General features: G+C 58.5%; 21 protein-coding genes. 15 read left to right on the top strand and 6 right to left on the bottom strand.

What is annotated here, in order from left to right; all coding sequences use genetic code 11:
* Window positions 1-60: 60 nt before the first annotated feature.
* From DELCS14_RS04950 to DELCS14_RS04980, 7 genes are all read left to right on the top strand, one after another.
* Entirely contained in the window at window positions 61-1,452 is a 1,392-nt protein-coding gene (locus tag DELCS14_RS04950) for an O-acetylhomoserine aminocarboxypropyltransferase/cysteine synthase family protein (RefSeq protein WP_013800721.1), read from the top strand.
* 35 nt (window positions 1,453-1,487) lie between these two features.
* Window positions 1,488-2,591: a 2-oxoglutarate and iron-dependent oxygenase domain-containing protein gene (locus DELCS14_RS04955; RefSeq protein WP_013800722.1), complete on the top strand. Its 1,104-nt coding sequence runs from the start codon at window positions 1,488-1,490 to the stop codon at window positions 2,589-2,591.
* Window positions 2,592-2,610: 19 nt separating this feature from the next.
* Window positions 2,611-3,423 (top strand): MetQ/NlpA family ABC transporter substrate-binding protein, encoded by an 813-nt coding sequence (locus DELCS14_RS04960; RefSeq protein ID WP_013800723.1) that lies wholly within the window; start codon window positions 2,611-2,613, stop codon window positions 3,421-3,423.
* A gap of 13 nt (window positions 3,424-3,436) precedes the next feature.
* Window positions 3,437-4,579 carry a methionine ABC transporter ATP-binding protein gene (locus DELCS14_RS04965; RefSeq protein ID WP_013800724.1) on the top strand — a complete coding sequence of 381 codons (1,143 nt, stop codon included), beginning with the start codon at window positions 3,437-3,439 and terminating at the stop codon, window positions 4,577-4,579.
* Window positions 4,557-5,222 carry a methionine ABC transporter permease gene (locus DELCS14_RS04970; RefSeq protein ID WP_013800725.1) on the top strand — a complete coding sequence of 222 codons (666 nt, stop codon included), beginning with the start codon at window positions 4,557-4,559 and terminating at the stop codon, window positions 5,220-5,222. Before DELCS14_RS04965 ends, DELCS14_RS04970 begins: the two co-directional genes overlap by 23 nt.
* A 111-nt stretch (window positions 5,223-5,333) precedes the next feature.
* Window positions 5,334-5,822: a VOC family protein gene (locus DELCS14_RS04975; protein ID WP_012207409.1), complete on the top strand. Its 489-nt coding sequence runs from the start codon at window positions 5,334-5,336 to the stop codon at window positions 5,820-5,822.
* Between the two features lie 87 nt (window positions 5,823-5,909).
* On the top strand, window positions 5,910-6,848 hold the full coding sequence (locus tag DELCS14_RS04980; protein WP_013800726.1) for a CysB family HTH-type transcriptional regulator: 939 nt from the start codon (window positions 5,910-5,912) through the stop codon (window positions 6,846-6,848).
* A gap of 20 nt (window positions 6,849-6,868) precedes the next feature.
* On the opposite strand, the gene DELCS14_RS04985 is transcribed toward DELCS14_RS04980, so the two are convergent.
* The 5 genes from DELCS14_RS04985 to DELCS14_RS05005 form a co-directional block, all read right to left on the bottom strand.
* Window positions 6,869-7,360 carry a GNAT family N-acetyltransferase gene (locus DELCS14_RS04985; protein WP_013800727.1) on the bottom strand — a complete coding sequence of 164 codons (492 nt, stop codon included), beginning with the start codon at window positions 7,358-7,360 and terminating at the stop codon, window positions 6,869-6,871.
* 72 nt (window positions 7,361-7,432) lie between these two features.
* The gene (locus DELCS14_RS04990; protein ID WP_013800728.1) at window positions 7,433-8,551 is read right to left on the bottom strand and encodes a bifunctional nicotinamide-nucleotide adenylyltransferase/Nudix hydroxylase; all 1,119 of its coding nucleotides are present in this window, start codon (window positions 8,549-8,551) and stop codon (window positions 7,433-7,435) included.
* 46 nt (window positions 8,552-8,597) lie between these two features.
* Window positions 8,598-10,298: an NAD+ synthase gene (locus tag DELCS14_RS04995; protein ID WP_013800729.1), complete on the bottom strand. Its 1,701-nt coding sequence runs from the start codon at window positions 10,296-10,298 to the stop codon at window positions 8,598-8,600.
* Window positions 10,299-10,327: 29 nt separating this feature from the next.
* Window positions 10,328-11,527, bottom strand: coding sequence for a nicotinate phosphoribosyltransferase (gene pncB, locus DELCS14_RS05000; protein WP_012207404.1), 1,200 nt, complete (start codon window positions 11,525-11,527; stop codon window positions 10,328-10,330).
* Window positions 11,528-11,584: 57 nt separating this feature from the next.
* The gene (locus DELCS14_RS05005; RefSeq protein WP_013800730.1) at window positions 11,585-12,409 is read right to left on the bottom strand and encodes a cysteine hydrolase; all 825 of its coding nucleotides are present in this window, start codon (window positions 12,407-12,409) and stop codon (window positions 11,585-11,587) included.
* 316 nt (window positions 12,410-12,725) lie between these two features.
* On the opposite strand from DELCS14_RS05005, the gene DELCS14_RS05010 reads away from it, so the two are divergent.
* From DELCS14_RS05010 to DELCS14_RS30960, 8 genes are all read left to right on the top strand, one after another.
* Window positions 12,726-13,094 (top strand): DUF2304 domain-containing protein, encoded by a 369-nt coding sequence (locus DELCS14_RS05010; RefSeq protein WP_043796584.1) that lies wholly within the window; start codon window positions 12,726-12,728, stop codon window positions 13,092-13,094.
* A complete protein-coding gene (locus DELCS14_RS05015) occupies window positions 13,091-14,524 on the top strand; it encodes a mannose-1-phosphate guanylyltransferase/mannose-6-phosphate isomerase (protein ID WP_013800732.1) in 1,434 nt (477 codons plus the stop codon). Before DELCS14_RS05010 ends, DELCS14_RS05015 begins: the two co-directional genes overlap by 4 nt.
* A 21-nt stretch (window positions 14,525-14,545) precedes the next feature.
* The gene (locus tag DELCS14_RS29670) at window positions 14,546-15,364 is read left to right on the top strand and encodes an ABC transporter permease (RefSeq protein ID WP_013800733.1); all 819 of its coding nucleotides are present in this window, start codon (window positions 14,546-14,548) and stop codon (window positions 15,362-15,364) included.
* Complete coding sequence (locus DELCS14_RS29675; protein ID WP_013800734.1) at window positions 15,354-16,679, top strand: ABC transporter ATP-binding protein; 1,326 nt, start codon at window positions 15,354-15,356, stop codon at window positions 16,677-16,679. Before DELCS14_RS29670 ends, DELCS14_RS29675 begins: the two co-directional genes overlap by 11 nt.
* Entirely contained in the window at window positions 16,676-19,831 is a 3,156-nt protein-coding gene (locus DELCS14_RS30360) for a glycosyltransferase (protein ID WP_013800735.1), read from the top strand. Before DELCS14_RS29675 ends, DELCS14_RS30360 begins: the two co-directional genes overlap by 4 nt.
* Window positions 19,828-20,949, top strand: coding sequence for a UDP-N-acetylglucosamine 2-epimerase (non-hydrolyzing) (gene wecB, locus DELCS14_RS05030; protein ID WP_228676852.1), 1,122 nt, complete (start codon window positions 19,828-19,830; stop codon window positions 20,947-20,949). The genes DELCS14_RS30360 and wecB overlap by 4 nt, the downstream gene beginning before the upstream one ends.
* Window positions 20,949-22,208: a glycosyltransferase gene (locus DELCS14_RS29690; RefSeq protein ID WP_013800737.1), complete on the top strand. Its 1,260-nt coding sequence runs from the start codon at window positions 20,949-20,951 to the stop codon at window positions 22,206-22,208. Before wecB ends, DELCS14_RS29690 begins: the two co-directional genes overlap by 1 nt.
* Before the next feature lie 62 nt (window positions 22,209-22,270).
* Window positions 22,271-23,449, top strand: coding sequence for a glycosyltransferase family 1 protein (locus DELCS14_RS30960; RefSeq protein WP_013800738.1), 1,179 nt, complete (start codon window positions 22,271-22,273; stop codon window positions 23,447-23,449).
* 25 nt (window positions 23,450-23,474) lie between these two features.
* Here the strand turns inward: DELCS14_RS30960 and DELCS14_RS05040 are convergent, their stop codons facing one another.
* On the bottom strand, window positions 23,475-25,304 hold the full coding sequence (locus tag DELCS14_RS05040; protein ID WP_013800739.1) for a glycosyltransferase: 1,830 nt from the start codon (window positions 25,302-25,304) through the stop codon (window positions 23,475-23,477).
* Between the last annotated feature and the right edge of the window lie 6 nt (window positions 25,305-25,310).

The following is a 25,310-nucleotide window of genomic DNA, read 5'->3' on the forward strand; positions in this document are numbered from 1 at the left end:
GTGCGCAGGGCGCGGGCTTCGAATAATGGGCTGCATCGACCACTCATACGGAGTCCATGCATGACCTCAGCGACCGGCACCGAGTCCGCCCCGCACGACGCAGCCAGCGATGCGCTGTGGCAGCAGGACACCCAGGCCCTGCACGCCGGCTACCGGGGGCGAGAGCAGCAGCGCAGCGCTGCCGTGCCCATCTACCAGAGCACCTCCTTCGTGTTCGACAGCGCCCAGCACGGCGCCAACCTGTTCGGCCTGGTGGAGGAGGGCGATGTGTACTCGCGCACGGCCAACCCCACGCTGGCGGTGCTGGAGCAGCGCATTGCGGCTCTCGAAGGTGGCGTGGCCGCGCTGGCCCTGGCCTCGGGCATGGCCGCCATCGACGTGGCTCTGGCCACGCTGGCCAGTGCGGGCGACCATGTGGTCGTGGCCTCGCAGCTGTATGGCGGCACGCACAACTTTATCGCCCATGTGCTGGCCTCGCGCGGCGTGCAGAGCACGGCCGTGGCCAAGGATGATTTCCAGGCGTTGCACCGGGCGATAGGGCCGCGCACCAAGGCCGTGTTCGTGGAGTCCGTGGGCAATCCATCGGGCGGCATTGCCGACCTGCGCCAGCTGGCCGACATCAGCCATGCGGCGGGCGTGGCGCTGGTGGTGGACAACACCGTGGCTTCGCCGCTGCTGCTGCGGCCCTTCGACTGGGGCGCCGACATCGTCGTGCATTCGGCCACCAAGGCCATCGGCGGACACGGCAATGTGCTGGGCGGGCTGATCGTGGACAGCGGCCGCTTCGACTGGGTGGCGCACGCGGGGCGCTACCCGCAGTTCAGTGCGCCCGAGCCGGCCTACCAGGGCTTTGTCTTCACCGAGAAATTTCCTGACCGGGCCTTCATCGCGCGGGCCCGTGCCGTGCTGCTGCGCAACTGCGGCGCGGCGCTGGCGCCGCACAGCGCCTTCCTGCTGCTGCAGGGCCTGGAGACACTGGGCCTGCGCCAGGAGCGCGCCAGCCGCAACACGCTGGCCGTGATCGATTTCCTGCAGGCTCATCCGCTGGTGGAGCGCATACACCACGCCAGCCAGAGCGGCCACGCCGACCACGCGCTGGCCCTGCGCCAGCTGCGCGGCGGGCATGTGCCGGCGCTGCTGGGCTTCGAGCTGCGCGGCGGCCGCCCGGCGGCGCGCGCCTTCTATGACGCGCTGCGCCTTTTCCTGCGCCTGGTCAACATCGGCGACAGCAAGTCGCTGGCCGCCATTCCTGCCGAGACCACGCACAGCCTGCTCAGCGACGACGAACTGGCGCGCGTGGGCATTGCGCCCGGGCTGGTGCGCCTGTCCATCGGCATAGAGCACCCGCAGGACCTGCTGGCCGACCTGGCGCAGGCGCTGGAGCAGGCGCAGGGCCATGCGGTGTCGGCTGCCGAACGCGAACAAGACCGCGATCAGCGCCTGGCGGCCTGAGCGCCCCTTCCTTCCCACTTTCCTGGCAGCACAGCATGAGCACCTTGATAGCATCCACTCTCGACGCGCCCGCCGCCACAGCGGCAACCCCGGCCCTGCCCGTCATCGATCTGCAGGCCCTGCGCGACCCGGCCACGCAGGCCCAGGCGCTGCGCCAGCTGGCGCGCACGGCACGCGACACCGGCTTCTTCTACCTGGAAGGGCACGGCATAGGCCGGGACGCATGGCAGGGCATACAGCGGCGCGCGCGCGAATTCTTTGCGCAGCCGCTGGCGGACAAGCAGGCGCTGGCCATTGCCAACACGCGGCACTTCCGGGGCTATACGGCCGTGGGCATGGAGATCACGCGCCAGCGGCCCGACCAGCGCGAGCAGATCGACCTGGGCGAGGAGTCACCCGAGATTCCCGCAGGCCCCGGCGTGCCGGACTGGAAGGGGCTGCAAGGCCCCAACCAGTGGCCGCAGGCCCTGCCTGGGTTCCGCGAGGAGGTGCTGGCCTGGCAGGCGGCAGCGCATGGCGTGGCGCTGGAGCTGCTGCGGCACTTCGTGGCCGCGCTGCAGCTGCCCGAGGGCGCGCTGGACGCCCTGGTCAGCGGCCTGCCTGCGCATCGCATCAAGATCATCCACTACCCGGGCAGCGAGCTGGGCGCAGCAGGCCAGGGCGTGGGCGCGCACAAGGACGGTGGTCTGCTGACCCTGCTGCTGCAGGACGAGGTGGGCGGGCTGCAGGTGGAGACGCCAGCCGGCTGGGTCGATGTGCCGCCGCGCGACGGGGCCTTCGTCATCAACATCGGCGAGATGCTGGAGCTGGCCACCAACGGCTATCTGCGCGCCAACGTGCATCGCGTGCTGGTGCCGCGCGCGGGCGTGCAGCGCTACTCCATCGCCTACTTCCTGGCGCCGCGCCTGGACCTGGGCCAGGTCCCGCTGCTGACCCTGCCGCCCGAGCTGGCCGTGCTGGCCACGGGGCCGCAGAGCGACCCGGACAACCCGCTGTTCAGCCATGTGGGCGAGAACGCGCTCAAGGGCCGCGTGCGCTCCCACCTGGATGTGGCCCAGCGCTTCTATCCCGAGCATTTCGCCCGCCTGCAGGCCCAGGCCCGCGCCGCCGGCCGTGAGTTGCACCCTGGTGCCTATTGATTCTTGAAAGGACTGTGCGATGGACAAGCGAGTATTTCTGCGGGGACTGGCGGCGGGGGCCTCGGTGGCGGCGATGTCAGGCGCCATCCGGGCCGCGCAGGCCGGCCCGCTGCGCGTGGGCGTGCGCGGCGGCGTGGACGAGGAAATCTGGGAGGTGGTGACCCGCGTGGCACGCGAGCAGGGGCTGCAGGTCAAGCCCGTGGTCATCAGCGGCGCGGCCAGCCCCAACGAGGCGCTGAACAACGGCGACATCGAGGCCAACTCCTTCCAGCACGTGCCGTTCCTGCGCGACCAGAACCAGCAGCGCGGCTACAGGCTGGTGGCGGCGGGCGACACCTACATCTCGCCCATCGCCTTCTATTCGAAAAAGCACAAACGCCTGGCCGACCTGCCCGCTGGCGCGCGCCTGGGCATTCCCAACGATCCCAGCAACCAGACGCGCGCGCTGGTGGTGCTGCAGGACCAGGGCATCCTGAAGCTGCGCGAGGGCTTCGACCCCTTCAAGGGCACGGCGGGCCTGGCCGACATCGTCAGCTACCAGAAGAAGGTGCAGCTGGTGGAGGCCGCCTCGGTGGTGCTGGCGCGCTCGCTGGACGATCTCGATGCCTCGGCCATCGTCAACAGCTTTGCCTACCAGGCCGGGCTCATCGCCACGCGCGATGGCATTGCCGTCGAAAGGCGCGAGCGCAATCCCTACGTGAACATCATTGCCGTGCACGAGCGCGACCGCGCTGCACCCTGGGTCGCGGCCCTGCTGCGCGCCTACCAGTCCGAGCCCGTGCGCCAGTTCATCGTGAGCAGGTACCAGGGCTCGGTGCTGCCGGCCTTCTGAGGCGTGTAAGGCAATGAAGGTGGAACAGGCGGCGGCCGGCGAGCCCCATGCAATCGATGCGCTGCAGCGGCCGCACATCGTCTTCGAGGGCGTGCGCAAGCACTACCCGGGCACGGGCACGGGAAGGAGCGCGGGCGAGCCCGTGCACGCGCTGCAGGCGCTGAGCTTCGAGGTGGCGCGTGCCGAGGTGTTCGGCATCATCGGCCGCAGCGGTGCCGGCAAATCCACGCTGCTGCGCACCATCAATGCGCTGGAGCGGCCCAGCAGCGGCCGCGTGCTGGTGGACGGCACCGATGTCGCTACGCTGGACGAGGACGCGCTGGTGGCGCTGCGCCGGCGCATCGGCATGATCTTCCAGCACTTCAACCTCCTGTCCTCGCGCACGGTGTACGAGAACGTGGCCCTGCCGCTGCAGGCCGCGGGCTGGCGGCCCGCGCTCGTGCGCGCGCGGGTGGACGAGCTGCTGGCCCTGGTGGGGCTGGCGGACAAGAGCGGCGCCTATCCGGCCCAGCTCTCGGGCGGGCAAAAGCAGCGCGTGGGCATTGCGCGCGCACTGGTGCACGAGCCCGAAATCCTGCTGTGCGACGAGGCCACCTCGGCCCTGGACCCCGAGACCACGCAGTCCATCCTGGAGCTGCTGCGCGAGATCAACCGCAAGCTGCGGCTGACCATCGTGCTCATCACGCACGACATGGCCGTGATCCGCGAGGTCTGCGACCGCGTGCTGGTGCTGGACCAGGGCCGGCTGCAGGAGATCGGCGAGGTCTGGCAACTGTTTGCGGCACCGCGCTCGGAGGCTGCGCGTGCGCTGCTGCGGCCGCTGCGGCAGGCCTTGGCGGCCGACCTGGAACTGGTGGCAGAGGCCGATGGCCCGGAGGCCGTCGCCGTGCTGGCCATCGGATGGGCCGACGGCGGCAGCCAGCAGGGCCTGCCGCTGGCGCAGCTCCAGGTGCTGGGCCCGCGTGCCCGCTTGCTGCAGGGCGGGCTGGACTGCATGCGCGGGCATTCGCAGGGTCGCCTGCTGGTGGGCGTGCCGGTGCAGGATCTGCGGTCGTCGCTCTCCCCGCTCTCGCCGGCCGCGCTGTCTTCCCTTCAACAGGCGCTGGGCGCCGATTCACTGCAACTGCTTGGCCATGTCCCTGCCCCCGCTCGATAAATACCTGCAGGCCTTTCTGGAAACCTTGCTGATGGCGGGCGCGTCCTCGCTGATCGCCATCGTTGCCGGGCTGGCGCTGGCCATCGTGCTGCACACCACGGCGCCGGGCGGGCTCTATGCCAGGCCGCGGCTGTACCGGGGCCTGTCGGCGGCGGTGAACATCGGCCGGGCCATTCCCTTCATCATCCTGCTGGTGGCCCTGCTGCCGGTGACGCGCGCCATCGTGGGCACCACGCTGGGCACCTGGGCGGCGGTGGTGCCGCTGTCGGCCAACCTGATTCCGTTCTTTGCGCGCATCGCCCAGGTGAGCCTGGGCGAAGTGGACGGCGGCCTGGTGGAGGCGGCGCGCGCCATGGGCCTGCGCCGCCCGCAGATCGTGCGCCAGGTGCTGCTGCCCGAGGCGCTGCCGGGCCTGATCGGCGGCATGACCGTGAGTGTGATCGCCATGGTCAATGCCTCGGCCATGGCGGGCGCCGTGGGGGCGGGCGGCCTGGGCGACCTGGCCATCCGCTACGGCTACGAGCGCTATGAGACGCGCGTGATGTTCGAGGTCATCGTCATCCTGGTGGCCCTGGTGTCGGTGCTGCAGTTCGGCGGCGAGTGGCTGGCGCGCCGTGCCGACCACCGGCGTTCGATCTCTTGAGATGATTTAGAAATAACAGACTGAATTTTTATTATTTTTGGTTTTTTCGACTTGTCTCGACAATGGCCTGCAGCAGCATTCGGGCTGCTGATTCTTTTCCGAGACGCTTCGATGACCCACACCACACGCCCCGCCTGGCCTTCCCCTCTTGCCGGCCGCACTGCCATGAAGCCGGGCGTGGCCATCGTCTGTGGCGTCCACCATGTCCAGCTGTCCTTCCCGGCGCGCGCCCAGGCGGCCATGGAGCGCTTTTATGGCGAAGTGCTGGGCCTGTCTGCCCTGACCGTTGCCGGGCGTCCGGGCCTGAGCTTTCTGGCCGGCGGGCAGCGCATCGATCTGGTGCCCTACAAGGGGCAGTCCGGCGGCACCGAGCGCGCGGCGGGCAACCTGGTACACCTGGCGCTGACGGTCAGCGACGTGGATGCGCTGCGCCAGCAGTTGCTGGTGCACGGCGGCCTGGCGCTGGAGGTGGCGCCCGTGAGCGAGGGCCGGCGCTGCTATGCGCGCGACCCCGCAGGCAATCTGATCGAGCTGCTGGAGCTGCCCCGCGAGGCAGCGGCCGATGCCCCGGATGAGCCGGCCGTGGCCTGTTCGGCCTGAAGCCTCTCGCCGTTCCCCTCTCTCTTTCCTTCCTGCTTTTGCCTTCCACAGGCCCGGGCCGCACCGGCCCCGGGCGGAGCCTTGCCCATGAACTTCCAGCAACTGCGCTATGTGCGCGAAACCGTGCGCCGCGGCTACAGCCTGACCGAGGTGGCCCACACGCTGCACACCTCCCAGCCCGGCGTGAGCCGGCAGATCCGCGAACTGGAGGAAGAACTGGGCGTGGAGATCTTCATCCGCGCAGGCAAGCGGCTGACCGGGCTGACGCCGCCCGGCGAAGCGCTGCTGCCCATCGTCGAGCGCCTGATGCTGGAGGCCGACAACCTGCGCCGCGTGGGCGCCGACTTCAGCGCCAGCGAGCAGGGCCGGCTGTCGATTGCCGCCACCCACTCCCAGGCCCGCTATGCGCTGCCCCATGTGGTGCGCGACTTCCGCCAGCGCTATCCGCAGGTGCGCCTGCACCTGCACCAGGGCTCGCCCGAACAGGTGGCGCAGATGCTGCGCAGCGGCGAGGCCGACATCGGCGTGGCCACCGAGGCGCTGGCCGGCTATGAAGGCCTGGTCGCGCTGCCCTGCTACCGCTGGACGCATGGCGTGGTCGTGCCGCCCGGCCACCCGCTGCTGCAGTCGCAGCAGGCGCTGACGCTGGAGGCGCTGTCGCGCTTTCCCATCATCACCTACGAGCAGGGCTATACGGGCCGCGCCCACATCGACGAGGCCTTTGCGCGCGAGGGCCTGGAGCCCGACGTGGTGCTCACGGCCATGGACGCCGACGTGATCAAGACCTATGTGGAGCTGGACATGGGCGTGGGCATCGTCGCCTCGGTGGCGCTGGATGCCGAGCGCGACCAGGGGCTGCGCACGCTGGACGCCGGCCACCTGTTCGAGGTCAACACCACGCGGCTGGGCCTGCGCAAGGGCGCCTGGCTGCGCGGCTATGCCTATGCCTTCATCGAGACCTTCGTGCCCACGCTGACGCGCGAGGTGGTCGAGCAGGCCGTGCGTCAGGGCGTGGAGCCCGAGTAGGCAGACGAAGGAGGCCGGCCTCAGCCCGGCTCGCGCGCCATCTCCAGCAGGGTGTCGCCCGTCACGCGGTAGCGGATCCACTCGGTCTGGGGCAGGGCGCCCAGGCGGTCGTAGAACTCGATGGAGGGCAGGTTCCAGTCGAGCACGCTCCACTCGAAGCGGCCGCAGTCCTTCTCGACGGCGATCTGCGCCAGGCGGCGCAGCAGCGCCGTGCCCGCGCCCAGGCCGCGCGCCTCGGGCGTGACGTAGAGGTCTTCGAGGTACAGGCCGTGGCGGCCCTGCCAGGTCGAGTAATTGAAGAAGTAGACCGCAAAGCCCACGGGCTGGTCGCCATGCAGGCAGACCAGGCCGAAGACGGCGGGGTTGTCGGCAAACAGGGTGCGCTTCACATGCTCTGGTGTGGCCAGGACTTCATGCTCGGCTTTTTCATAGACGGCGAGTTCGCGCACGAAGCGGACGATGAGCTCGGCGTCATCGGGGGTGGCGGGTCGGATCTGTAGGGTGGTAGTCATTCAAACGCGGGGGGACACGGGGAGCCCGGAAAAACGGTATTGCGGCGCAAGATGGCGCCGCAATCTCCGGTTTTAGCCGATTTTCACGCCCGTGTCCGCCAGGGGCTGTTGCACCGGAAGGGGCAGGAACTGGCGCAGGATCTGGAAGTGGTCCTCGAAGAACGCGCTTTCCATGGCGGGCAGGTCGCAGACGGCCACCCAGCGCGCCAGTGCCGCATCGTCGCCGCCCTGCACGGGCGGCAGCGAGGGCAGCACGCCCAAGTCCAGGTAATGCACATGGGTGATGGTGCGCCCGCGCAGGCTGCGGTCGGGGTGGTCGAAGACCTGCACGGACTGCAGGGCCGCCTGCAGGTCGGCCTCGCTGAGCGTGGAGCAGGTCTCCTCGCGCAGCTCGCGCAGGCAGGACTGCCACAGCGTGTCGCGCGGCTCCAGGAAGCCGCCCGGCAGCGCCCACAGGCCCAGGCCCGGGGCATGGCCGCGGCGTATCAGCAGGATGTGGTCCTGTTGCGCGTCTTCGTGCGGCACACGGCAGCGCAGCAGTGCGTCCACGGTCACGAAGACGGGCGGGTAGGGCGCCGCAGCCCAGGCCTTGCGGTACCGGGCCAGCATGCGCCATTCCTCGCACATCTGCGCATGGACGGGCGTGGTGGCCCATTGGCGCAGGAACTGCAGGGTGGCGGGCGGCACCTGGGCGGCCAGGGCCTCGAAGTCCACGCCTGATTCGCCGAAGTAGATGTCGCGCAGCGGCGTGGCGTCGAACTGGCCCAGGCGCGGCAGGCTGATCAGCTGCCAGCGCGGAAAGCGCGCCAGGTAGCCGCTGGTCGCATCCTTGAAATGGCCGACCAGGGCCACGCTGGCGCCTTCGGGCACGCAGGACTGCACGGCCTGCTGCACGGCCTGTACCCACAGCGGCTCGTTGTAGTAGTCGCGCACGGGCACGCAGTGCAGGCGGGCCGCGTCGGCCGGCGGCAGCGCCTCGCGCAGCATCTGCGCGCGTTCCTGCCAGCTGAAGGGGTTCTTGGGATTGGGCGCCTGCCAGGCGCTGCCCAGCACGACGACGATCTGCTCGGCACGCTCCAGCGCCGCGCGCAGCAGTGCCATGTGGCCGTTGTGCAGCGGCTGGAAGCGCCCGATCAGCACGGCCGTGTGCACGCGCTCGCTGGTGGCCGGGGTTTCGGTGGGGGCGTCCATGGCGGCAGTCTCTTGCATAAACAGGCTCGGTGGCTTCACTCTGGCTTCATTCGTAGTGGGCGGCAATGGGCATCTGGCGCCCGGTACCGAAGGCGCGCGGGCGCACGCGCAATATGGGCGGGGCCTGGCGGCGCTTGTACTCGCTGCGGAAGATCATGCGCTTGACGCGGTCAACCAGCTCGGCCCCGCCGGGCTGGCCCAGCAGCTGGGTCACAAAACGCTCGGCCGTGCCGTATTCGGCGGTGGACAGGTGCCTGCCCTCGATGGCGTATTTGAGGATTTCGTCCAGCACCGCATAGGGCGGCAGGCTGTCCTCGTCCTTCTGGTCGGGCGCCAGCTCGGCCGAGGGCGGCTTGTCGATGATGGCCTGGGGAATCAGCTCGCGGCCGGCACTGCGGTTGATGTGGCGCGACAGCTCGAAAACCTCGGTCTTGTACAGATCGCCCAGCAGGCCCAGGCCGCCGTTGGTGTCGCCATACAGCGTGCAGTAGCCCACCGAGATCTCGGACTTGTTGCCCGTGGTCAGCAGCAGGTGGCCGAAGGCGTTGGAGTATTCCATCAGCGTGGTGCCGCGGATGCGTGCCTGCAGGTTCTCCAGCGGCAGGCCCTGCAGCGGCTGGCCGAAGCTGGCCTCGAACTGGCGCGCATAGCCGTCGACCAGCTCGCGTATCGGGTGTTCGTGCAGCGTGATGCCCAGGTTGCGGCACAGGATCACCGAGTCATCGACCGAGCCGCTCGAAGAAAAGCGCGAGGGCATGGTGACGGCCACCACGTTGTCCGCGCCCAGGGCCTCGGCGGCCAGGGCCAGGGTCAGCGCGCTGTCTATGCCGCCCGAGCTGCCGACGACGGCGCGCGTGAAGCCGCAACGGCGCGCATAGTCGCGCAGGCCCAGCACGATCTGGCGGCGGTAGAACTCCATGGTGGGCAGGCCTTCGGCCGTCACGCTCATGCAGGGCTGGCCGGCTGCGTCGAGGAAGCGCCCATCGTCGAACTGCAGCGTGCGCAGGTCTTCGACAAAGCGCTCGGCTTCGAAGACCACGCCGCGCCCGGGCTCCACCGCGAAGGAGGCGCCGTCGAACACGATCTGGTCCTGGCCGCCGATCTGGTTCACGTAGAGGATGGGCAGGCCGTGGCGCGTGGCCGCCTGGCCGAAGATCTCGTGGCGCTGCTCACGCTTGCCCAGGTGGCTGGGGCTGGCGTTGATGCTGACCACCAGGTCGGGCGCGGCGTCGGCCATGCGCGCGAAGGGGTTGGTGGCGTAGTCGGCACCGGCGTCGTTCCAGCCGTCCTCGCACACCAGAAAGCCCACCTGGGCCTGGCCTATGCGCAGCACCTTGGCCGCGTCGGGGCCGGGCTCGAAGTGGCGGCGTTCGTCGAAGATGTTGTAGGTGGGCAGCAGCTGCTTGTCGTAGCGCAGGCGCACCGCACCGTCCTTGAGCACCAGCAGGCTGTTGTGCAGCGGCTTGCCGGGCCCGCTGGCGCGCGTGGGCGCGCCGATGACCCAGTGCAATTGCGGCCACTGGCGCGTGGCGTGCAGCAGCTGCTGCAAGCCTTGCTCCAGGCGCTCGCGAAATGCGGGCTCGTCCAGCAGGTCGCCAGGGTAGTAGCCGCACAGCGACAGCTCGGGAAAGACCAGCAGGTCGGCCTGCGCGTGCGCGGCGCGGGCAGCGGCCTCGGCCATGCGGGCCACGTTGCCGGCGATGTCGCCGACGGTGGGGTTGAGTTGGGCAATGGTGATGCGCAGCATGAATGGAGCCTTGGCGGTGTCAGGCGGTGTCAGACGGCGACAGGCTGGGCCAGGCCGAAGACCTGGCGCAGATAGGCCAGATAGGTTTCGTCGTTGCACAGCGTCTTGCCCGGCGAGTCCGAGATCTTGGCCACGGGCTGGCCGTTGGCGTGGGTGAGCTTCATCACGATGTTGATGGTCTCCAGCCCCATGTCGTTGGTCAGCCGCGTGCCGATGCCGAAGCCCAGCTGTATGCGGTCGGCAAAGCGCTGGTACAGGGCCAGGGCCGTGTCCAGGTCCAGGCCGTCGGAGAACACCAGGCGCTTGGCCTGGGGGTCTATGCGCAGCTTCTGGTAGTGGGCGATGGCCTTCTCGCCCCAGGCATACGGGTCGCCCGAGTCGTGCCGCAGCCCGTCGAAGAGCTTGGCGAAATACATGTCGAAATCGGCCAGGAAGGCATCCATGCCCACGGTGTCGGTCAGGGCCACGCCCAGGTCGCCCCGGTACTCCTGCACCCAGTCCTCCAGCGCGGCGATCTGGAAGTCGCGCAGGCGCACGCCCTGGGCCTGGTAGCTCTGCAGGTACTCATGGGCCATGGTGCCTATGGGCACGATGCCGAAGTCGCGCGCCAGCAGCACGTTGGACGTGCCCTTGAACCACTGCGCCGTCTGCGTGGCAAAGGCCTGGACCACCTCGCGCTGCCAGGCGCCCGAGAAGCGCCGGCGCACGCCGAAGTCGAACAGCTCGAACGGGTTGCGCAGCCTGGCCTCGCAGGCCAGGTGGCGCAGACGCTCGATCTTGCCGGCCAGGCGCCTGCGGCCTTCGGCCAGCGCTGCCTCCGCGTCGAAGCGCCGGAAATACAGCTCGTTGACGATGGCCAGCACATAGATCTCGAAGCCCATCACATGGACCTGGGGGCCCTTGGCCTCGATGTGCAGGGTGTCGCCATCGGCCCAGGCACGGATGAAGGCGCGCTGGAACTGGAAGATGCGCAGAAAGTCGATGAAGTCGCTCTTCATGAAGCGCAGCCCGCCCAGGTAGGCCAGGTCTTCGGGCGTGAAGCGCAGCGCGCACAGGGCGTCCAGCTCGCGCTCCACCTCGGGCAGCAGCTCGGCCAGCGGGAAGGCCGTCTTCGTGCGGCAGACGAATTCGTACTCGGCCTCGGTCTGGGGATTGCGGTGCAGCATGGCCTGCCACATCGTGAATTTGTAGAGATCGGTGTCGAGCAGGCTGGTGATGATGGGAGCCATGGTGCGATGCTGGGGAAACAGGAAAGGGGGGCTGCGCGCGGTAAGGCGGTCCGGCCCCTACAGGTGGAGTTCTTGGCTGGAGGACAGCCGCAATCCGCGGGCCTGCATGGCTGCCAGAAAATCATGGTGCGCAGACTCGAAGCCCGGCACCGGGCTCATGGCGTCATGCATCAGCACGATGCGCTCAGGATGGGGAAGGTGCTCGACCAGATGCTCGACCGTGGAGCGCACGCAGTGACTGCTCGCCTCGCCCGCGACCACCAGTATGTCTGCCTGGCCCAGCCGCTCCAGCAAGCCGGTGTTCAGCAGGGTCGCCGGATCGGCAGGGTCCGGCACCTCGGCCTGCAGGGCGCTGTAATGCTCGGTCCAGGGATTGAGCCCCTTGAAAACGTTGTACACGGCGCGCTGGCGCTGCTGCTGCCAGTCGCCGCAGGCCTCCAGCACATCGGCGTGGATACCGTGGCCCCAGCTGCCCACCTCGCAGTGCACGGGCCAGACCATCAGCGTGTAGCGGCTGTTGGCTTCGAGTGCATCCAGATAGTCCAGGCTGCGCTGCAGCGCCTCGGCGTTGCGCGGCCGAAACACCCCCGCCCGCACCTGCGCCGCCGTGATCGCGGTGAACGGCGCCACATCGCCGCCGTCACCCTGTTGCCAGAAAGCCGGATGGGCGATGTCATAGCGCTGGTGCGAGTCCAGCGTCACCGTGATGGCGTCAATTCTCGCCCCCTCGCGCCGTATCCAACCTGCAAGCCGATGCATGTCGGCATGGGCGCCCGCCACGGGAAGGCTGGGACGTTGCCCGCCGGGGCGCCAGTCCTCAGGCAGATCGCAGAAGTCGTTCTGGGGGTCTATGACCAGGAGCTGGGTGGTGGCAGATGGCATGGGTGAGTGCACGAAAGCAACAGCGCGGACGTGTATCAGGTGAGTGCTTCAGTGTAGTGCTGCCGGAACCCCGTCTGCATTCAAGGCTTTGATCCTGGATGTCTGGTCTTTTGGCGAAGGAATGCCGCGATTCCCTGTCATGGGGCAAGGCGGGGCAAGCAGGGCCCGTTTGTTCCGAACATGATGCAGATGGCTGCAATAGGAGGTTTCACGTATTTCGCGAATGGTTTGGCTTGTCTCAGACCGCCACTGCGCTGCTTTCAGGCGTGCCCTGCTTCAACCGAACAGACTCATTCGGTGGCTCTTGATTATCAATATGGCATCCCTTCAGGTAACAACAACTTTTATGGGTATGGGTTTGGCTGCGCTGATTCTGTACCTGATCCGGCGCGACCATCTCTACCTCATGCACGGGCTGCTCTGGGTGATCGTTGCCGTGGCTGCCGTCGTGCTGGGCGTCTGGCCCGGGATGATCAACCGCCTGGCAGCGGTGCTGGGCATCAGCTATCCACCAGCCATGCTGCTGCTGCTGGTCAGCATCGTCCTGCTCATCAAGGCCCTGCATGCCGACATGGTCAACACCCGCATTGAGCGCGATGTGCGGCGGTTGAATCAGCGGTTGGCGATGGTGGAGGCTGATGCTGAGGATTTGCACCAGCCTCTTTCCAACAAGACCCCGTCATGAGCACACCCTTGCTTCCCGTCATCTTTTGTGGCGGATCTGGAACCCGCCTGTGGCCACTGTCCCGTGAGAGCCACCCAAAGCAATATCTGGCGCTCCACGGGGACGGAATCTCCATGTTGCAGAAAACTGCCAGGCGCTTGGATGGCATGGCCGAACATATCCCGAAGGCTGCTCCCGTCGTGATATGCAATAACGAGCACCGCTTTTTGGCGGCGCAACAGCTGCAGGAGGCCGGAATAGAAGGCTCCAAGCTGGTGTTGGAGCCCGTTGGTCGAAACACTGCCCCGGCCTTGACCCTGGCGGCACTGGTCGCAGAGCCTGAAACCGTCATGCTGGCCATGCCTGTAGATCACGTCATTACCAGGCTATCGGACTTTCACAAGGCCGTGGCTGTGGCTTGGCACCTTGCCAAGGATGGCGCCATGGTCACGTTTGGCATTACACCCAGCCGTCCAGAGACTGGGTATGGCTATATACAGAAAGCAGAAGCCGTCGATTGCGGCGCGTTCGCGATACGCAGCTTTACTGAAAAGCCCAGCCGTGAATTGGCCGAAAATTATCTGCGAAGCGGCGACTATCTTTGGAACAGCGGCCTTTTCATGGTGCGGGCAGACCAATGGCTCAAGGCTGTCGCAGAGCTGCAGCCGCAGATGCTGCATGCTTGCCAAGCCTCGTTAATCCAGAGCAGCCAAGATATGGACTTCATCCGTCCCCATGGCGAGCTCTTCGCCAGTTGCCCTTCCAAATCGATCGACTACGCAGTAATGGAACATCTACCAGGCAACAAAGCTCTGGGAATTCTTGCTTCGGTGGTTCCGATGGATGCGGGCTGGTCCGACCTGGGGGCCTGGGACTCTCTTTGGGACGTGTTGCCGCGTGATGCATTTGGCAATGCCCATGTAGGCCACACGCTGGCCATTGATACTAATGACAGCCTTCTCTTCTCGGAGAACTGCCTCGTGACTACCGTTGGAGTGGACAACCTTATCGTTGTAGAAACTCCAGATGCCATCCTAGTGGCTGACAAGCGCAGGAGTCAGGATGTGAAAAAGATCGCCACAGAATTGAAGGCCCAAAGGCGTGAACTCGGCGCCTCGCGTCGCAAGGTGCATCGTCCTTGGGGTTGGTACGGCAACATAGACCGCGGTGAGCGTTTTCAAGTCAAGCGCATTGTTGTCAACCCAGGAGCCAGGCTCAGTCTGCAGATGCACTATCACCGGGCTGAGCATTGGATCGTAGTGAAGGGCACTGCCGAAGTGACCAATGGAGATAAGACTTTCTTGTTGGGAGAAAACGAGTCCACCTTCATCCCTCTTGGTAAGGTTCACCTTTTAGCAAATCCAGGGAAGTTACCGCTTGAGATCATCGAAGTGCAATCGGGCGCCTATTTGGATGAGGACGATATTGTTCGTATTCAAAGCGAATATTAGCCTTGCAAGATTCAATCATGTATGCGTAAAGACAGTATCGATATGCTCGCTCCCCTAAAAATATTATTGAATTATCGAGTGCTTATCGTAGATCTGGCTAAGAGGGAAGTGGTCAGTCGTTACAAAGGGTCGATTGCAGGCTTGCTTTGGTCTTTTCTAAATCCACTATTGATGCTGGCTGTCTACACGTTTGTATTTGGCATGGTATTTCAATCCCAATGGCCAGGTGGTAGTGGATCAAAAGCAGAGTTTGCATTGGTGTTGTTTGCTGGGTTGATAATATTTGGCTTATTCTCGGAAGTGATCAATCGTGCACCGGTGCTTATTGTAGGTAATATTAATTACGTAAAGAAGATAATTTTCCCAATTGAAATATTGCCATATATCGCTTTGGCCTCAGCTTTTTTCCAATTTTTGGTGAGCACTTTGGTGTGGCTGATATTTTATATGTTGTTCTTTGGAGTTCCGCATGCAAGTATTGTGCTGTTGCCAATTACTCTTTTGCCATTGATGTTGCTCACTTTGGGGGTCTCGTGGGCGCTTGCATCACTAGGGGTCTACATCCGAGACACGCCGCAGTTCGTTGTCGTCATGGTTACAGTATTAATGTTCCTGTCTCCTGTTTTTTATTCGACTGCTTCAATTCCTGTTGAGTACCGGAAATTGCTAGAAATAAATCCGCTGACATTCTCAATAGAAACTGCTCGTGACGTGATGCTGTGGGGTAAATCCATTAAATGGGTGGCATGGTTTCAGCAAACTTTCGTGTCCGCATTTGTGTTCTGGATGGGATTTGCTTGGTTTCAAAAAACCAAGGGGGGATTCTCTGATGTCCTTTAAATCAATAATCGAAATTGAAAATGTCAGCAAGTGCTACGAGATTTATAAAAAGCCGATTGATCGGTTGAGGCAATATGCCGCATTGGGAATGGAGGTTATTAATCAATGTCCTGCCAAAAAACATTATCGTGAGTTTTGGGCGCTGAAAAATGTTTCTTTTAAAATTGGCAAGGGTGAAACGGTTGGTATTATTGGCCAGAATGGCAGTGGAAAATCTACCTTGTTGCAAATTATTTGCGGCACATTAAAACCAACCAGTGGTCGCATTAAAGTGAATGGCCGCATTGCTGCGCTGTTGGAACTTGGTGCTGGATTCAATCCGGAGTTTACTGGGCGCGAGAATGCATATTTGAATGCGGCAATTCTAGGGATTCCTCGTGAAGCCATGGAGTCGCGAATGCAAGATGTTCTGGAATTTTCGGAATTAGGGGATTTCCTTGAGCAACCAGTTAAAACCTATTCCAGCGGCATGTACGCACGCTTGGCCTTTGCAGTTGCTATTCATGTGGATCCTGAGATCTTGATTGTCGACGAGGCGTTGGCTGTTGGAGATGCTCGCTTCATTGCTAAATGCATTCGTCGTATCAAGGATATACAAGCGCAAGGCACTTCCATCTTGTTCGTGAGCCACGATGTTGGCTCTGTCCGAACCTTGTGCCAGCGAGCTATTTGGATCAATCAGGGTAAGCTGATTGATGATGGAGATGTTTTTCCAGTTACTGGCCAGTATATGGCCTATATGTTTCGCGATGATGTGACTCAAGAGCAAGAAAAAATGCAGGATGAAGGTGTTGCTGCAGGCATACCTAAATTATCAAATCAAATAGCCTTTCCTTGTTTCAATAAAGATGATTGTCTAAAGCCCATCAACCATTGGGGTTCTGAGGTCGGTATTGTGAAATACGCAGAGCTTCTAGATGCCAGTCAAGTCAGAAAGAATGTTTATATTTGGGGCGAGTCACTCAAGGTTATTATAGAAGTAGCACTACCTTCTCATTTGCCTAAAGAGAATATCAGCTTGGCATTTTCGATCAAAGATCTAAAAGGAACAGATTTGATTGTGTCTACCACGCATGATTTCACCAAGCTTGATTTCTCAACAGGAGAGCACTTTAGGGTATCTTTTGATTTTACCAATCACCTTACAGCGGGAAAATATCTCTTGGTTGTGGCTGTGGAAAATAGGGAAAACAGAGATATTCACTACTATGAATATATAGAGGGAGTACAGTACTTTGCCTCGGAATCAGATCGGCGCCTATTTGGGGTATTTCAGCCATCTGTCACACAATCGTCCATCCAGCTAGCACCATGACTACAGATGAGAAAATCAATTCTCAACATTATTGGGATATGCGTTTTTCCACTGATTGGGAGAAAATGAGTGGCCCTGCCCAATCAAGAGAATTCTCTTGGCTTGCTGTAAAACAATTGCCGGAATGGATTTTTCTAACCCTGCAGCGAGATGCTTTGACATTGGTAGATTGGGGGTGCGCACAAGGAGATGGTGCCGACGTATGGGCGAGCCATATGCCAGTCGAAAATATCTGTGGAGTGGATTTTTCTGCTACAGCGATAGAACAGGCGTGCAAGAGATATCCTGCCATCAATTTCAAGTGCCAGAACTGGCTCGGCTCAAGCCAAGACTCTTTTGAGACTTACGATATCGTTTTTTCATCGAATACGCTGGAGCATTTCTCCAGTCCCTATGACGTATTGCGGCGTCTAACTGAGCGAGCCAGAAAAGCTGTGGTGCTGTTACTTCCTTACCAGGAGGTCCATAGGATTGATGAGCATGAGTTCACTTTTCTCGCGAAAAATATCCCAAATAAACTGCCCAACGATTTCTCGCTGGTATGGAGTAAGGTTTCTGGACCTCATCAATTTTGGGCAGGGGAGCAAATACTATTAATTTACGGGCAAGACCAATGGATTGCCGAGCAGAAGCTGACGCTACATGATGTTTTTATAGATAAGAATAATGTAAATAATCCAAACGATGAAATATACCGCCACTACGAAGAAATTGCTGAACTGAAGCAGCGTTTAAAAAATCTTGAAGAAAGTAGCCAACGCGCACAGACCGAAGCTGAAAGGCGATTGGCTGATGTCATCCACATCAGTCAAGAAGCACAAGCTGAACTCGAGAGGCGGTTGATGAATGCGACCCATACCAGTAAAAGTGCACAAGCTACTATCGAAATACTTGAAAAATCCATCGTTGAACACTTAGATCAATCTGAGAAATATCAAAAAATAGTTGCGAATCATGAAATAGAGATAAATTCCACAGCCTTAGCTGCAGAGGAGACGCATCAAGCGATGCGCCAAGCCAATGATGAATTGCAAAAGTGTCTTGTTTCATGTGATGCCGAAATTGAAAAACTGCAAAAGGAACTCCGAAATTTCAGGACATCTGCTTCTTGGCGTATCACCCGGCCATTACGAGCGACTTATTCACATATTAGCAAACTAGGGACGCCATTTTTTCTCAAGTTACCTCCGGATATCAGGCGCAATATCTTGCACAAGATCAATCCAACAGCACACCCTATTGATCTACAGCAGCGGATATCGTTGGCAACGGCATCCACGTCAGTTCTTTCAAGATATCCAAAGCAGAACCATAAGGGGTGTTATATAGCAGATCAAGCCCTTTTAGAGGATGATTTGGTTATCATTGCTGGGGTGCCTTTTGATGATATCGGTGGCGGGCAGCGTTCAGCACAACTGGCTCGCTGTGCTTTGAAAACTGGGCGCCGAGTCACCTATATATATATCCATAAGAAGTTTAATTTCGAATTCAATGCCTATGTTGAATCCGATATTTCTCTTTATGGATTGAATCATGTGCATATAGAAGACATTTCTCCAGATGCACTGCTTAAAAATATTTCCAGTAATGCAACTCTTTTGGTGGAGTTGCCTCATTATGCTGCTTTGGAATATCTTGATATATTCAACATCTGCGGTATGCGCACTGTATTTGAATTAATAGATGATTGGGAGACAAGTCTTGGCGGTGATTGGTTTAATAGGGATGTTTACTGCGAGTTTGTAAATAAATCTCAAATTGTGGTTGGTACTGCAAAGCTCTTGGTTTATCGCCTCAATAATTTAGGTCGTGACGATGCCTTGTATCTGCCAAACGCTGCGAATGAGTATCTTTTCGATCGGTATAAAAATCATGCATGCCCTGATGATCTTCCGAGAAATGGAGGTGTAGGACTATATTTTGGATCGCTTTATGGTGAGTGGTTTGCTTGGGATTTCCTTGAAGAAGCTGCGCGCAAAAATCCCAGTATCAACTTTGTGCTGATCGGTGATCGTCCACAAAGAGAGAATCTTCCAGAAAATATTTACCTTTTGGGCTCTAAGCGCATTGAGGATTTGCCTGCATATTTGGCGTACTCGGATTTCTGCTTGCTTCCATTTACTCCGGGGAAAATCTCTGATGCTGTATCTCCCATTAAAGTCTTTGAGTATTTGTTTTCTGGTAAGCCTGTCATTTCCACTGATTTGCCGGAAATAAATGGATACCCTGGATTGATGATTGAGAAAAATCCAGAAGATTTTGCCCTGGCTTGCGCTAAGGTCATGCATCTGGATGATCGTGTGTTCAAAGAACATGGGGATCGGTTTGTTTGGGAGAATTCATGGTTTTCTCGGCTCGATGCCATCACTGCAAAGCCGGAATTTACAAATTTTCGACATTCAGTTAGTGTTGTCGTTCTTATACATAACAATCGAAAAATTATCGAGCGGACACTAACTTCTTTGCTATACCATTGCTCTGCATATATCAAAGAATTGATTGTTGTAGACAACTGCAGTACTGACAATGGAGCTGAATTTGTTCGAGAAAAATTCCCCTCGATACGAGTCATTCCGAACCCCGTAAATGGTTGTGCATCCGGACGTAATTTAGGAGTCGCGGCTGCGACCGGAAAATATATTTCCTTCTTTGATTCTGATCAGTGGTTTACGTCGTCAAGCTGCTTTGAAGAGGCGCTCTCTATTCTGAATCGTGACGCCAATATCGGTGCTGTTGGATGGGCTGCAGGTTGGTTCGATGCTAATCGAACGGATTTTGGTGGAATGATCACGGACTACTGCCAAAATCGTGCCATGAATGAGAAGGCTATTCGTGAAGGCTATCGATCAGATATTGCATATTTGGGTACTGGAGGATTTTTTACGCGAACGGCAGTGATTAGATCTACCCAAGGGTTTGATACCGCTTACGACCCAACTTGCTTTGAAGATACAGACATTTCACTCCAAATAAAGCAACTGGGTCTGGATATTTGTTATCGCGACCTGACCGGCATTCGCCATCAACCCCATCAAACTACCAACGCCAGTGCTGGCTCTGATTCTTATGCAAATCTCTTTAAAAGAAATGCTGACTATTTCAGAGAGAAGTGGAAGCATCGAAGCGATTTTTTTATTGATTACACCGAGTGAAATTGTCTAATATTAATGCGTCGAAAAAGAATATTCTTTGTGTCGTAGGAACTCGTCCGGAAGCTATTAAGATGGCCCCAGTTATCATTGCTCTTAAAAAAGAGCCGTGGGCACGGGTCCGCGTATTAGCTACGGCACAGCACCGTCAGATGCTAGATCAGGTATTGGACTTTTTCGGGGTGAAGCCTGATATCGATTTGAATATTATGCGGCCAAATCAAGCGCTGACAGAACTCACGGGGCGTTTGCTCTTGGAGTTGGATGTGGTGCTAAAAGAAGAGAAGCCCGACGTCGTATTGGTTCAAGGGGATACGACTACGGTAATGACTGTTGCCTTGGCTTGTTTTTATCATGGAATTTCAATTGGGCATGTTGAGGCCGGTCTGCGTACATGGGATATACGGAACCCTTTCCCAGAAGAAGCAAATCGTATAATTGCTGGAAAACTTGCCCGCTGGCATTTCGCTCCAACAGAAGAATCAAGAAAGAATCTTCTTAGGGACGGGATCGCGGATAACGATATTATCGTAACAGGCAATACGGTCATCGATGCACTGTTGGAGACCTCTGAAAAGAAATTGGAGATGGGTTTACCTGTAGATCCTGAGAAACGTGTTGTGCTTGTTACTTCGCATCGCAGAGAAAATTTTGGTGAACCATTTAGGAGTATTTGTCGTGCCTTGAAGATATTGGCTCGAAGAAATCCTGAGGTTCAATTCCTTTTTCCTGTTCATCCAAATCCAAACGTAAAAGATATTGCTTACGAGTTTTTGAGTCAAGAACCCAACTTCCTTCTTTGCGAGCCATTGGATTACGCGCCTTTTATTGCAGCAATGAAGAGAGCGATCCTAATCTTGACTGATTCCGGAGGAGTTCAGGAAGAGGCTCCTGCACTTGGAAAGCCTGTGCTTGTGTTGCGTGAGGAAACAGAGCGCCCTGAAGCCGTTGCTGAAGGAGTTGTGGAATTGGTGGGATCTGATAGTGAGCATATTGTTCAAAGAGTGCAGTGCTTGCTAGATGACGAAACGGAATACAAGAAAATGGCACGAGGTGTTTCTCCATACGGAGATGGAAAGGCCGCTCAAAGAATAGTTGCCGTTCTGAGAGAGCAAGCTTAGTGAAAGTATTGCTTATTGCTTATGAGTTTCCTCCAATATTGGCTGCCCAGGCATTGCGTTGGTTTTATTTGTCTAATGAGCTAGTCGATATTGGTGTAGACATCCATGTCGTATGTCCAGATATTTCGGCAGAAAACGCGTTTCCCATGGATATGGATGCGCGTATTACTATCCATCGAGTCTGGCCAGGGCCTTTTATCGGATTTAGCCAGAGATTGGCAGGAAATGTCTGGAGAAATAGTAAAGACGGGAATGGCCGAAATGCGTCAAAGCCATCTCGGCTATTTCAGGCTTATCGAATAGTCCGATCGATTTTGAATGCTATTTTTTATCCGGATGTGAGGTCTGAATGGTATCCTTTCGCACTTCAAAAGATAAAGAAGTTGTTGAGGGATGAGAAATTCGATGCCGTAATAAGCTCACATGAGCCGGGTGTTGATATTTTTGTTGGAAATTATGCCCGTAAATTGGGGATTCCTTGGGTTATTGACATGGGTGATCCATTGCTAACCCCATACTCGCCAAAATGGAGGCGAGGAATTGATCTGAAAGTGGAGCGAAAGGTTATTCACTCAGCCTCTTCCATCTGGGTCACGGCTGGCAGTGTGTTGGACTTGTTGATAAGTCGTCATGGTGCCAGTGTCGAGAGAAAAATATCAGTATTGCCTCAAGGTTTTTCGTATAGGCGAGTAGGTCGGAAAACTAAAGAGGATGAACAACGCTTTCTTCTGGTGTTTACAGGAAATTTCTACAGAGATTTCAGGAATCCGTTAGAGTTGGCAAAGGCGCTTGTTGGATTACAGGATCTGGCAATATTTTTTGTAATTGCTGGGGATAATTCTGAATTTGAGCCCATGTTTCAAGGGATTTCCGGTGTTGAGTTTGCCGGGAAAAAAAGTCATTTTGAGTGTCTTGAGTTGCAAAGACAGGCAGATGTACTAGTGAATATTGGGAATGTCCAAAGCTACCAGATTCCAGGAAAAATATATGAATATCTGGGTGCTGAGAAGGCCATACTACACATAAAGACTGCTGAAGATTTTGACCCTGGTGTCGAACTTTTGGAAGAGACAGGTTCAGGGATTGTTGTGAAAAATTGCAGCAGACAAATTGAGGCTGTGCTAAGAGATATGTATAGGCAATGGACAGATAATCCAGAGCAACTGACTGATGGGCGAAAAGAAAATGTTATTAAGGCTCATTCTTGGAGTCATCGAGCTCGCACTTGTGAGGAACTATTGAAAGAAGTATTGCATTGACACTGATTGCTCCGACGGGGTAATAGATTTTTTAATATATTCTGGCGTCAGATAATGCTCTTATGAGACTTGATGTAATTTTTGCTGCTGATGCGCTTCGCCCACCACTGACTGGTATAGGGCGATATACCTATGAGCTGGCGAAGCGGCTGAGTTGTCATGAGGGTATTGATAGATTACGGTATTTTTCTTCCGGGCGGTGGGTTGATGATCCCATGGCTGCTTTGGAAACCTTCGCCCCTTTGAAATTGTCCTTGATTAAGACCAAAGCGGCGCTGCGGGATAGGATTGCGGGAAGTAGATTGGCTGTTTGTTTATACAAAAGGATCACTCCTGCCCTTTTTGGATGGCGGCTGCGTGGAAATGAAGGGTGTGTATATCATTCGCCTAATTATATTGTTCCGAATTTCAGTGGTAGGACTGTAAGCACGATACACGATCTATCTCATATCCTTTATCCGAATTTTCATCCCCAGGCTCGTGTTGAATATATGAATATGGCTTTGGGTGAAAGCTTGGCGAGGACAGATCATGTAATTACGGTATCCGAGACTGTTCGCCAGGAAGTGCTGGCGCATGGACTGATGTCACCAGAACAAGTGACCGCAATACATTTAGCGGCGGGTAGTGATTTTCGACCTCATACATCAGAGATGCTAGACTCTGTAATGAATGCGTTGGGGCTTAGGTCTGGGAGGTATAGCCTATTTGTCGGTACCATAGAGCCACGGAAAAATATCCAACGCCTTGTTGAGGCGTATGGAATGCTACCCAAAGAGGTGCGGCACAATTGGCCTTTGGTGATTGCGGGGGGCAGTGGCTGGAACTCTAATGCGATTCACTTGTGCCTTGCAAAAGCACGGGCCCAGGGTTGGTTGCAATACATATCCTATGTTGACCAAAGTTGGCTTCCGGCATTGTATGCTGGGGCGCGATTGATGGTCTATCCATCACTTTATGAAGGTTTTGGATTACCTATTGTGGAGGCAATGGCGAGTGGCACCCCAGTGCTCACATCCAACGTTTCCTGCATGCCAGAGATTGCCGGAGGTGCCGCTAGACTGGTGAATCCCTTGAATCTGGAAGAAATATTATTTGGCCTTCAGGGCTGCCTGACTGATGAACACTGGCAAAGGCAGGCGCGAACCTTAGGGTTGGCGCGATCTGGTCAAATGTCTTGGGCTCAATGCTCTGAGCGAACAATAGAAATTTATGCCAAGGTGGCTCAATTGGTTCAATAAATCAGCGGGAGGGATGAAGTGGATTTCACGTATCCCTGCCATGTGCAATACTCAGTAATGAAGATACAGCTACATATCTCACTGCATTGCCCCATGATCTGAAGATTTTCGACCGATTGATTTTTGCAGTATGTAGTGGCAGTGCAATTTCTGCAACCTGTAGTCCCTGTCTGCGCATAAGCAGCAGCGCGCCGATGTCTTGATAGTCAAGCATCGTGGCCTCCGTAGAGGCTGCTACCTCCAATGCTGGACGGTTGTACAACCGGAACCCGGACACAAAATCGCGCAGGCCCAAACCCGTCAACCAGCGAAACCATTGCCACGCGATGCGGCGCGCAAGGCTGTTTTGTTCAGCAAAGTAGGCAACGACCATGTCTGCCTTCTGGCGCACGGCCAGAAGTGCGGGAAGTTCCTCCACCTCGTAGCGGCCCTCGGCGTCGATGGTGACGACGGTCTGGAAGCCATGGGTCTGCGCATAGCGCAATCCTGTCTGCAAACTGCCCCAATTGGTCATGGCCAGCAAAGGGCGCAGCACCCGGGCGCCGCATTGCTCTGCTTCATGGCAGGTGGCATCGGTGCTGCGGTTGTCCACGACAAGCACGGTTGCATCGACCAGGGCATGGACCCTGCGGATGAGATGGGTTATTTCGGCCTCGTTGTTGCGCGTGGAAATGACGACCAGCAGGTCCTGGCGCACTCTGGCCGGGCGGTTGTCGGGTGCCAGGCTGCGATAGTGACGCGCCACACTGCGCTCACAGGGACCAATGCTGAAAAACCGATGCAAGGCCTTGTGGCCTGATTGGCCCAGTCGCTGCCTGAGGGCCGTGTCGTGCTGCAGGCGAGCAATGCTGCTGCGCCAGGCATCGATGTCCTCGAAGGGCACATGCAGGCCGGCGTGGGCATGGCCGACCACCCAGGGCATGCCCGAGCCGGGAAGGTCGGCTACCAGGCAGGGCTTGCCGTGCAGCATGGCCTCCAGCAATACGATGCCGAAAGCTTCCGTGCGTTCGCGTGAGGCAAGGCAGAAGATGTCGCACTCTGCAAACAAGGCATGTTTTTCCTCGTCTGACACCGAGCCCACCAGTCGCACACAGGCCTGTCTGCCCTCGGGAGTGCGTTGGCGTATCAGGTCTTCCAGGGATGCACGTAGTTCGCCTTCTCCCGCAATCAGCAGTTCCACGCCGGGCATGGCCGAGACGGCTAGGATCAGGGTCTCGAAGCCTTTGTAGTACGTCAACCGTCCTATGGACAACAGGCGCAACCGGGTGTCGGGCCGCCAGCCTTGACCGTGTTGCAGCGGTGCTGGTTCAGGAATGGTTTCGAGGTTCAGGCCCAGCGGGACGATCTCGCATTTGCTGCGCCAGGTGCGCAGGGCATTGCTGGCCTCAAGATAGGGCGGCGACGTGGCAAACACCTGCTGAGCGCGCTCCAGCAGGGCCTGTTCGAACGGCCTGTACAGCATGTAGGCCAGGGCCACGGACCACTTGATGTTGGAAACCACCACATCGGAGTGCCAGTGGATGACCCAGGGAACGCGCCTGGCTATCGGCAAGGTGAGGGCCCATAGCGCCGAGTTGTTGGGCAGATGCAGGTGCAGTACGTCGGGCTGAATGCGTTCGATGGCGCGGCCCAGTGCGCGCCGGAATCCGATGGCCATGGGGGCGTAGACCAGATTGAATTGAACCGGCACGCGTTCCAGCCAGAGGGGATCATCTGGCTCCGGATCACCATGGACCAGGGCATGGGCATCTATGCCCTGAGACCGCTGCTCCTGGATCAAGTCGGCAAGAAAGACCTCCATGCCGCCCCGATAGGGCGGGAAGAATTTGCCGACGTGGAGTATGCGCAAAGCCATGGCGGA

The organism is Delftia sp. Cs1-4 (assembly GCF_000214395.1).
Classification (GTDB): domain Bacteria; phylum Pseudomonadota; class Gammaproteobacteria; order Burkholderiales; family Burkholderiaceae_C; genus Comamonas; species Comamonas acidovorans.

Coding starts and splice junctions, on each gene's coding strand:
- DELCS14_RS05005 (WP_013800730.1), bottom strand. CDS start 12,409: ATGCCATCTGCCACCACCCAGCTCCTGGTCATAGACCCCCAGAACGAC.
- DELCS14_RS30360 (WP_013800735.1), top strand. CDS start 16,676: ATGACTACAGATGAGAAAATCAATTCTCAACATTATTGGGATATGCGT.
- DELCS14_RS04955 (WP_013800722.1), top strand. CDS start 1,488: ATGAGCACCTTGATAGCATCCACTCTCGACGCGCCCGCCGCCACAGCG.
- DELCS14_RS04995 (WP_013800729.1), bottom strand. CDS start 10,298: ATGCTGCGCATCACCATTGCCCAACTCAACCCCACCGTCGGCGACATC.
- DELCS14_RS04990 (WP_013800728.1), bottom strand. CDS start 8,551: ATGGACGCCCCCACCGAAACCCCGGCCACCAGCGAGCGCGTGCACACG.
- DELCS14_RS04985 (WP_013800727.1), bottom strand. CDS start 7,360: ATGACTACCACCCTACAGATCCGACCCGCCACCCCCGATGACGCCGAG.
- DELCS14_RS30960 (WP_013800738.1), top strand. CDS start 22,271: ATGAGACTTGATGTAATTTTTGCTGCTGATGCGCTTCGCCCACCACTG.
- DELCS14_RS04975 (WP_012207409.1), top strand. CDS start 5,334: ATGACCCACACCACACGCCCCGCCTGGCCTTCCCCTCTTGCCGGCCGC.
- DELCS14_RS05010 (WP_043796584.1), top strand. CDS start 12,726: ATGGCATCCCTTCAGGTAACAACAACTTTTATGGGTATGGGTTTGGCT.
- pncB (WP_012207404.1), bottom strand. CDS start 11,527: ATGGCTCCCATCATCACCAGCCTGCTCGACACCGATCTCTACAAATTC.
- DELCS14_RS04970 (WP_013800725.1), top strand. CDS start 4,557: ATGTCCCTGCCCCCGCTCGATAAATACCTGCAGGCCTTTCTGGAAACC.
- DELCS14_RS05040 (WP_013800739.1), bottom strand. CDS start 25,304: ATGGCTTTGCGCATACTCCACGTCGGCAAATTCTTCCCGCCCTATCGG.
- DELCS14_RS04980 (WP_013800726.1), top strand. CDS start 5,910: ATGAACTTCCAGCAACTGCGCTATGTGCGCGAAACCGTGCGCCGCGGC.
- DELCS14_RS29670 (WP_013800733.1), top strand. CDS start 14,546: ATGCGTAAAGACAGTATCGATATGCTCGCTCCCCTAAAAATATTATTG.
- DELCS14_RS29675 (WP_013800734.1), top strand. CDS start 15,354: ATGTCCTTTAAATCAATAATCGAAATTGAAAATGTCAGCAAGTGCTAC.
- DELCS14_RS04960 (WP_013800723.1), top strand. CDS start 2,611: ATGGACAAGCGAGTATTTCTGCGGGGACTGGCGGCGGGGGCCTCGGTG.
- DELCS14_RS05015 (WP_013800732.1), top strand. CDS start 13,091: ATGAGCACACCCTTGCTTCCCGTCATCTTTTGTGGCGGATCTGGAACC.
- DELCS14_RS04950 (WP_013800721.1), top strand. CDS start 61: ATGACCTCAGCGACCGGCACCGAGTCCGCCCCGCACGACGCAGCCAGC.
- DELCS14_RS04965 (WP_013800724.1), top strand. CDS start 3,437: ATGAAGGTGGAACAGGCGGCGGCCGGCGAGCCCCATGCAATCGATGCG.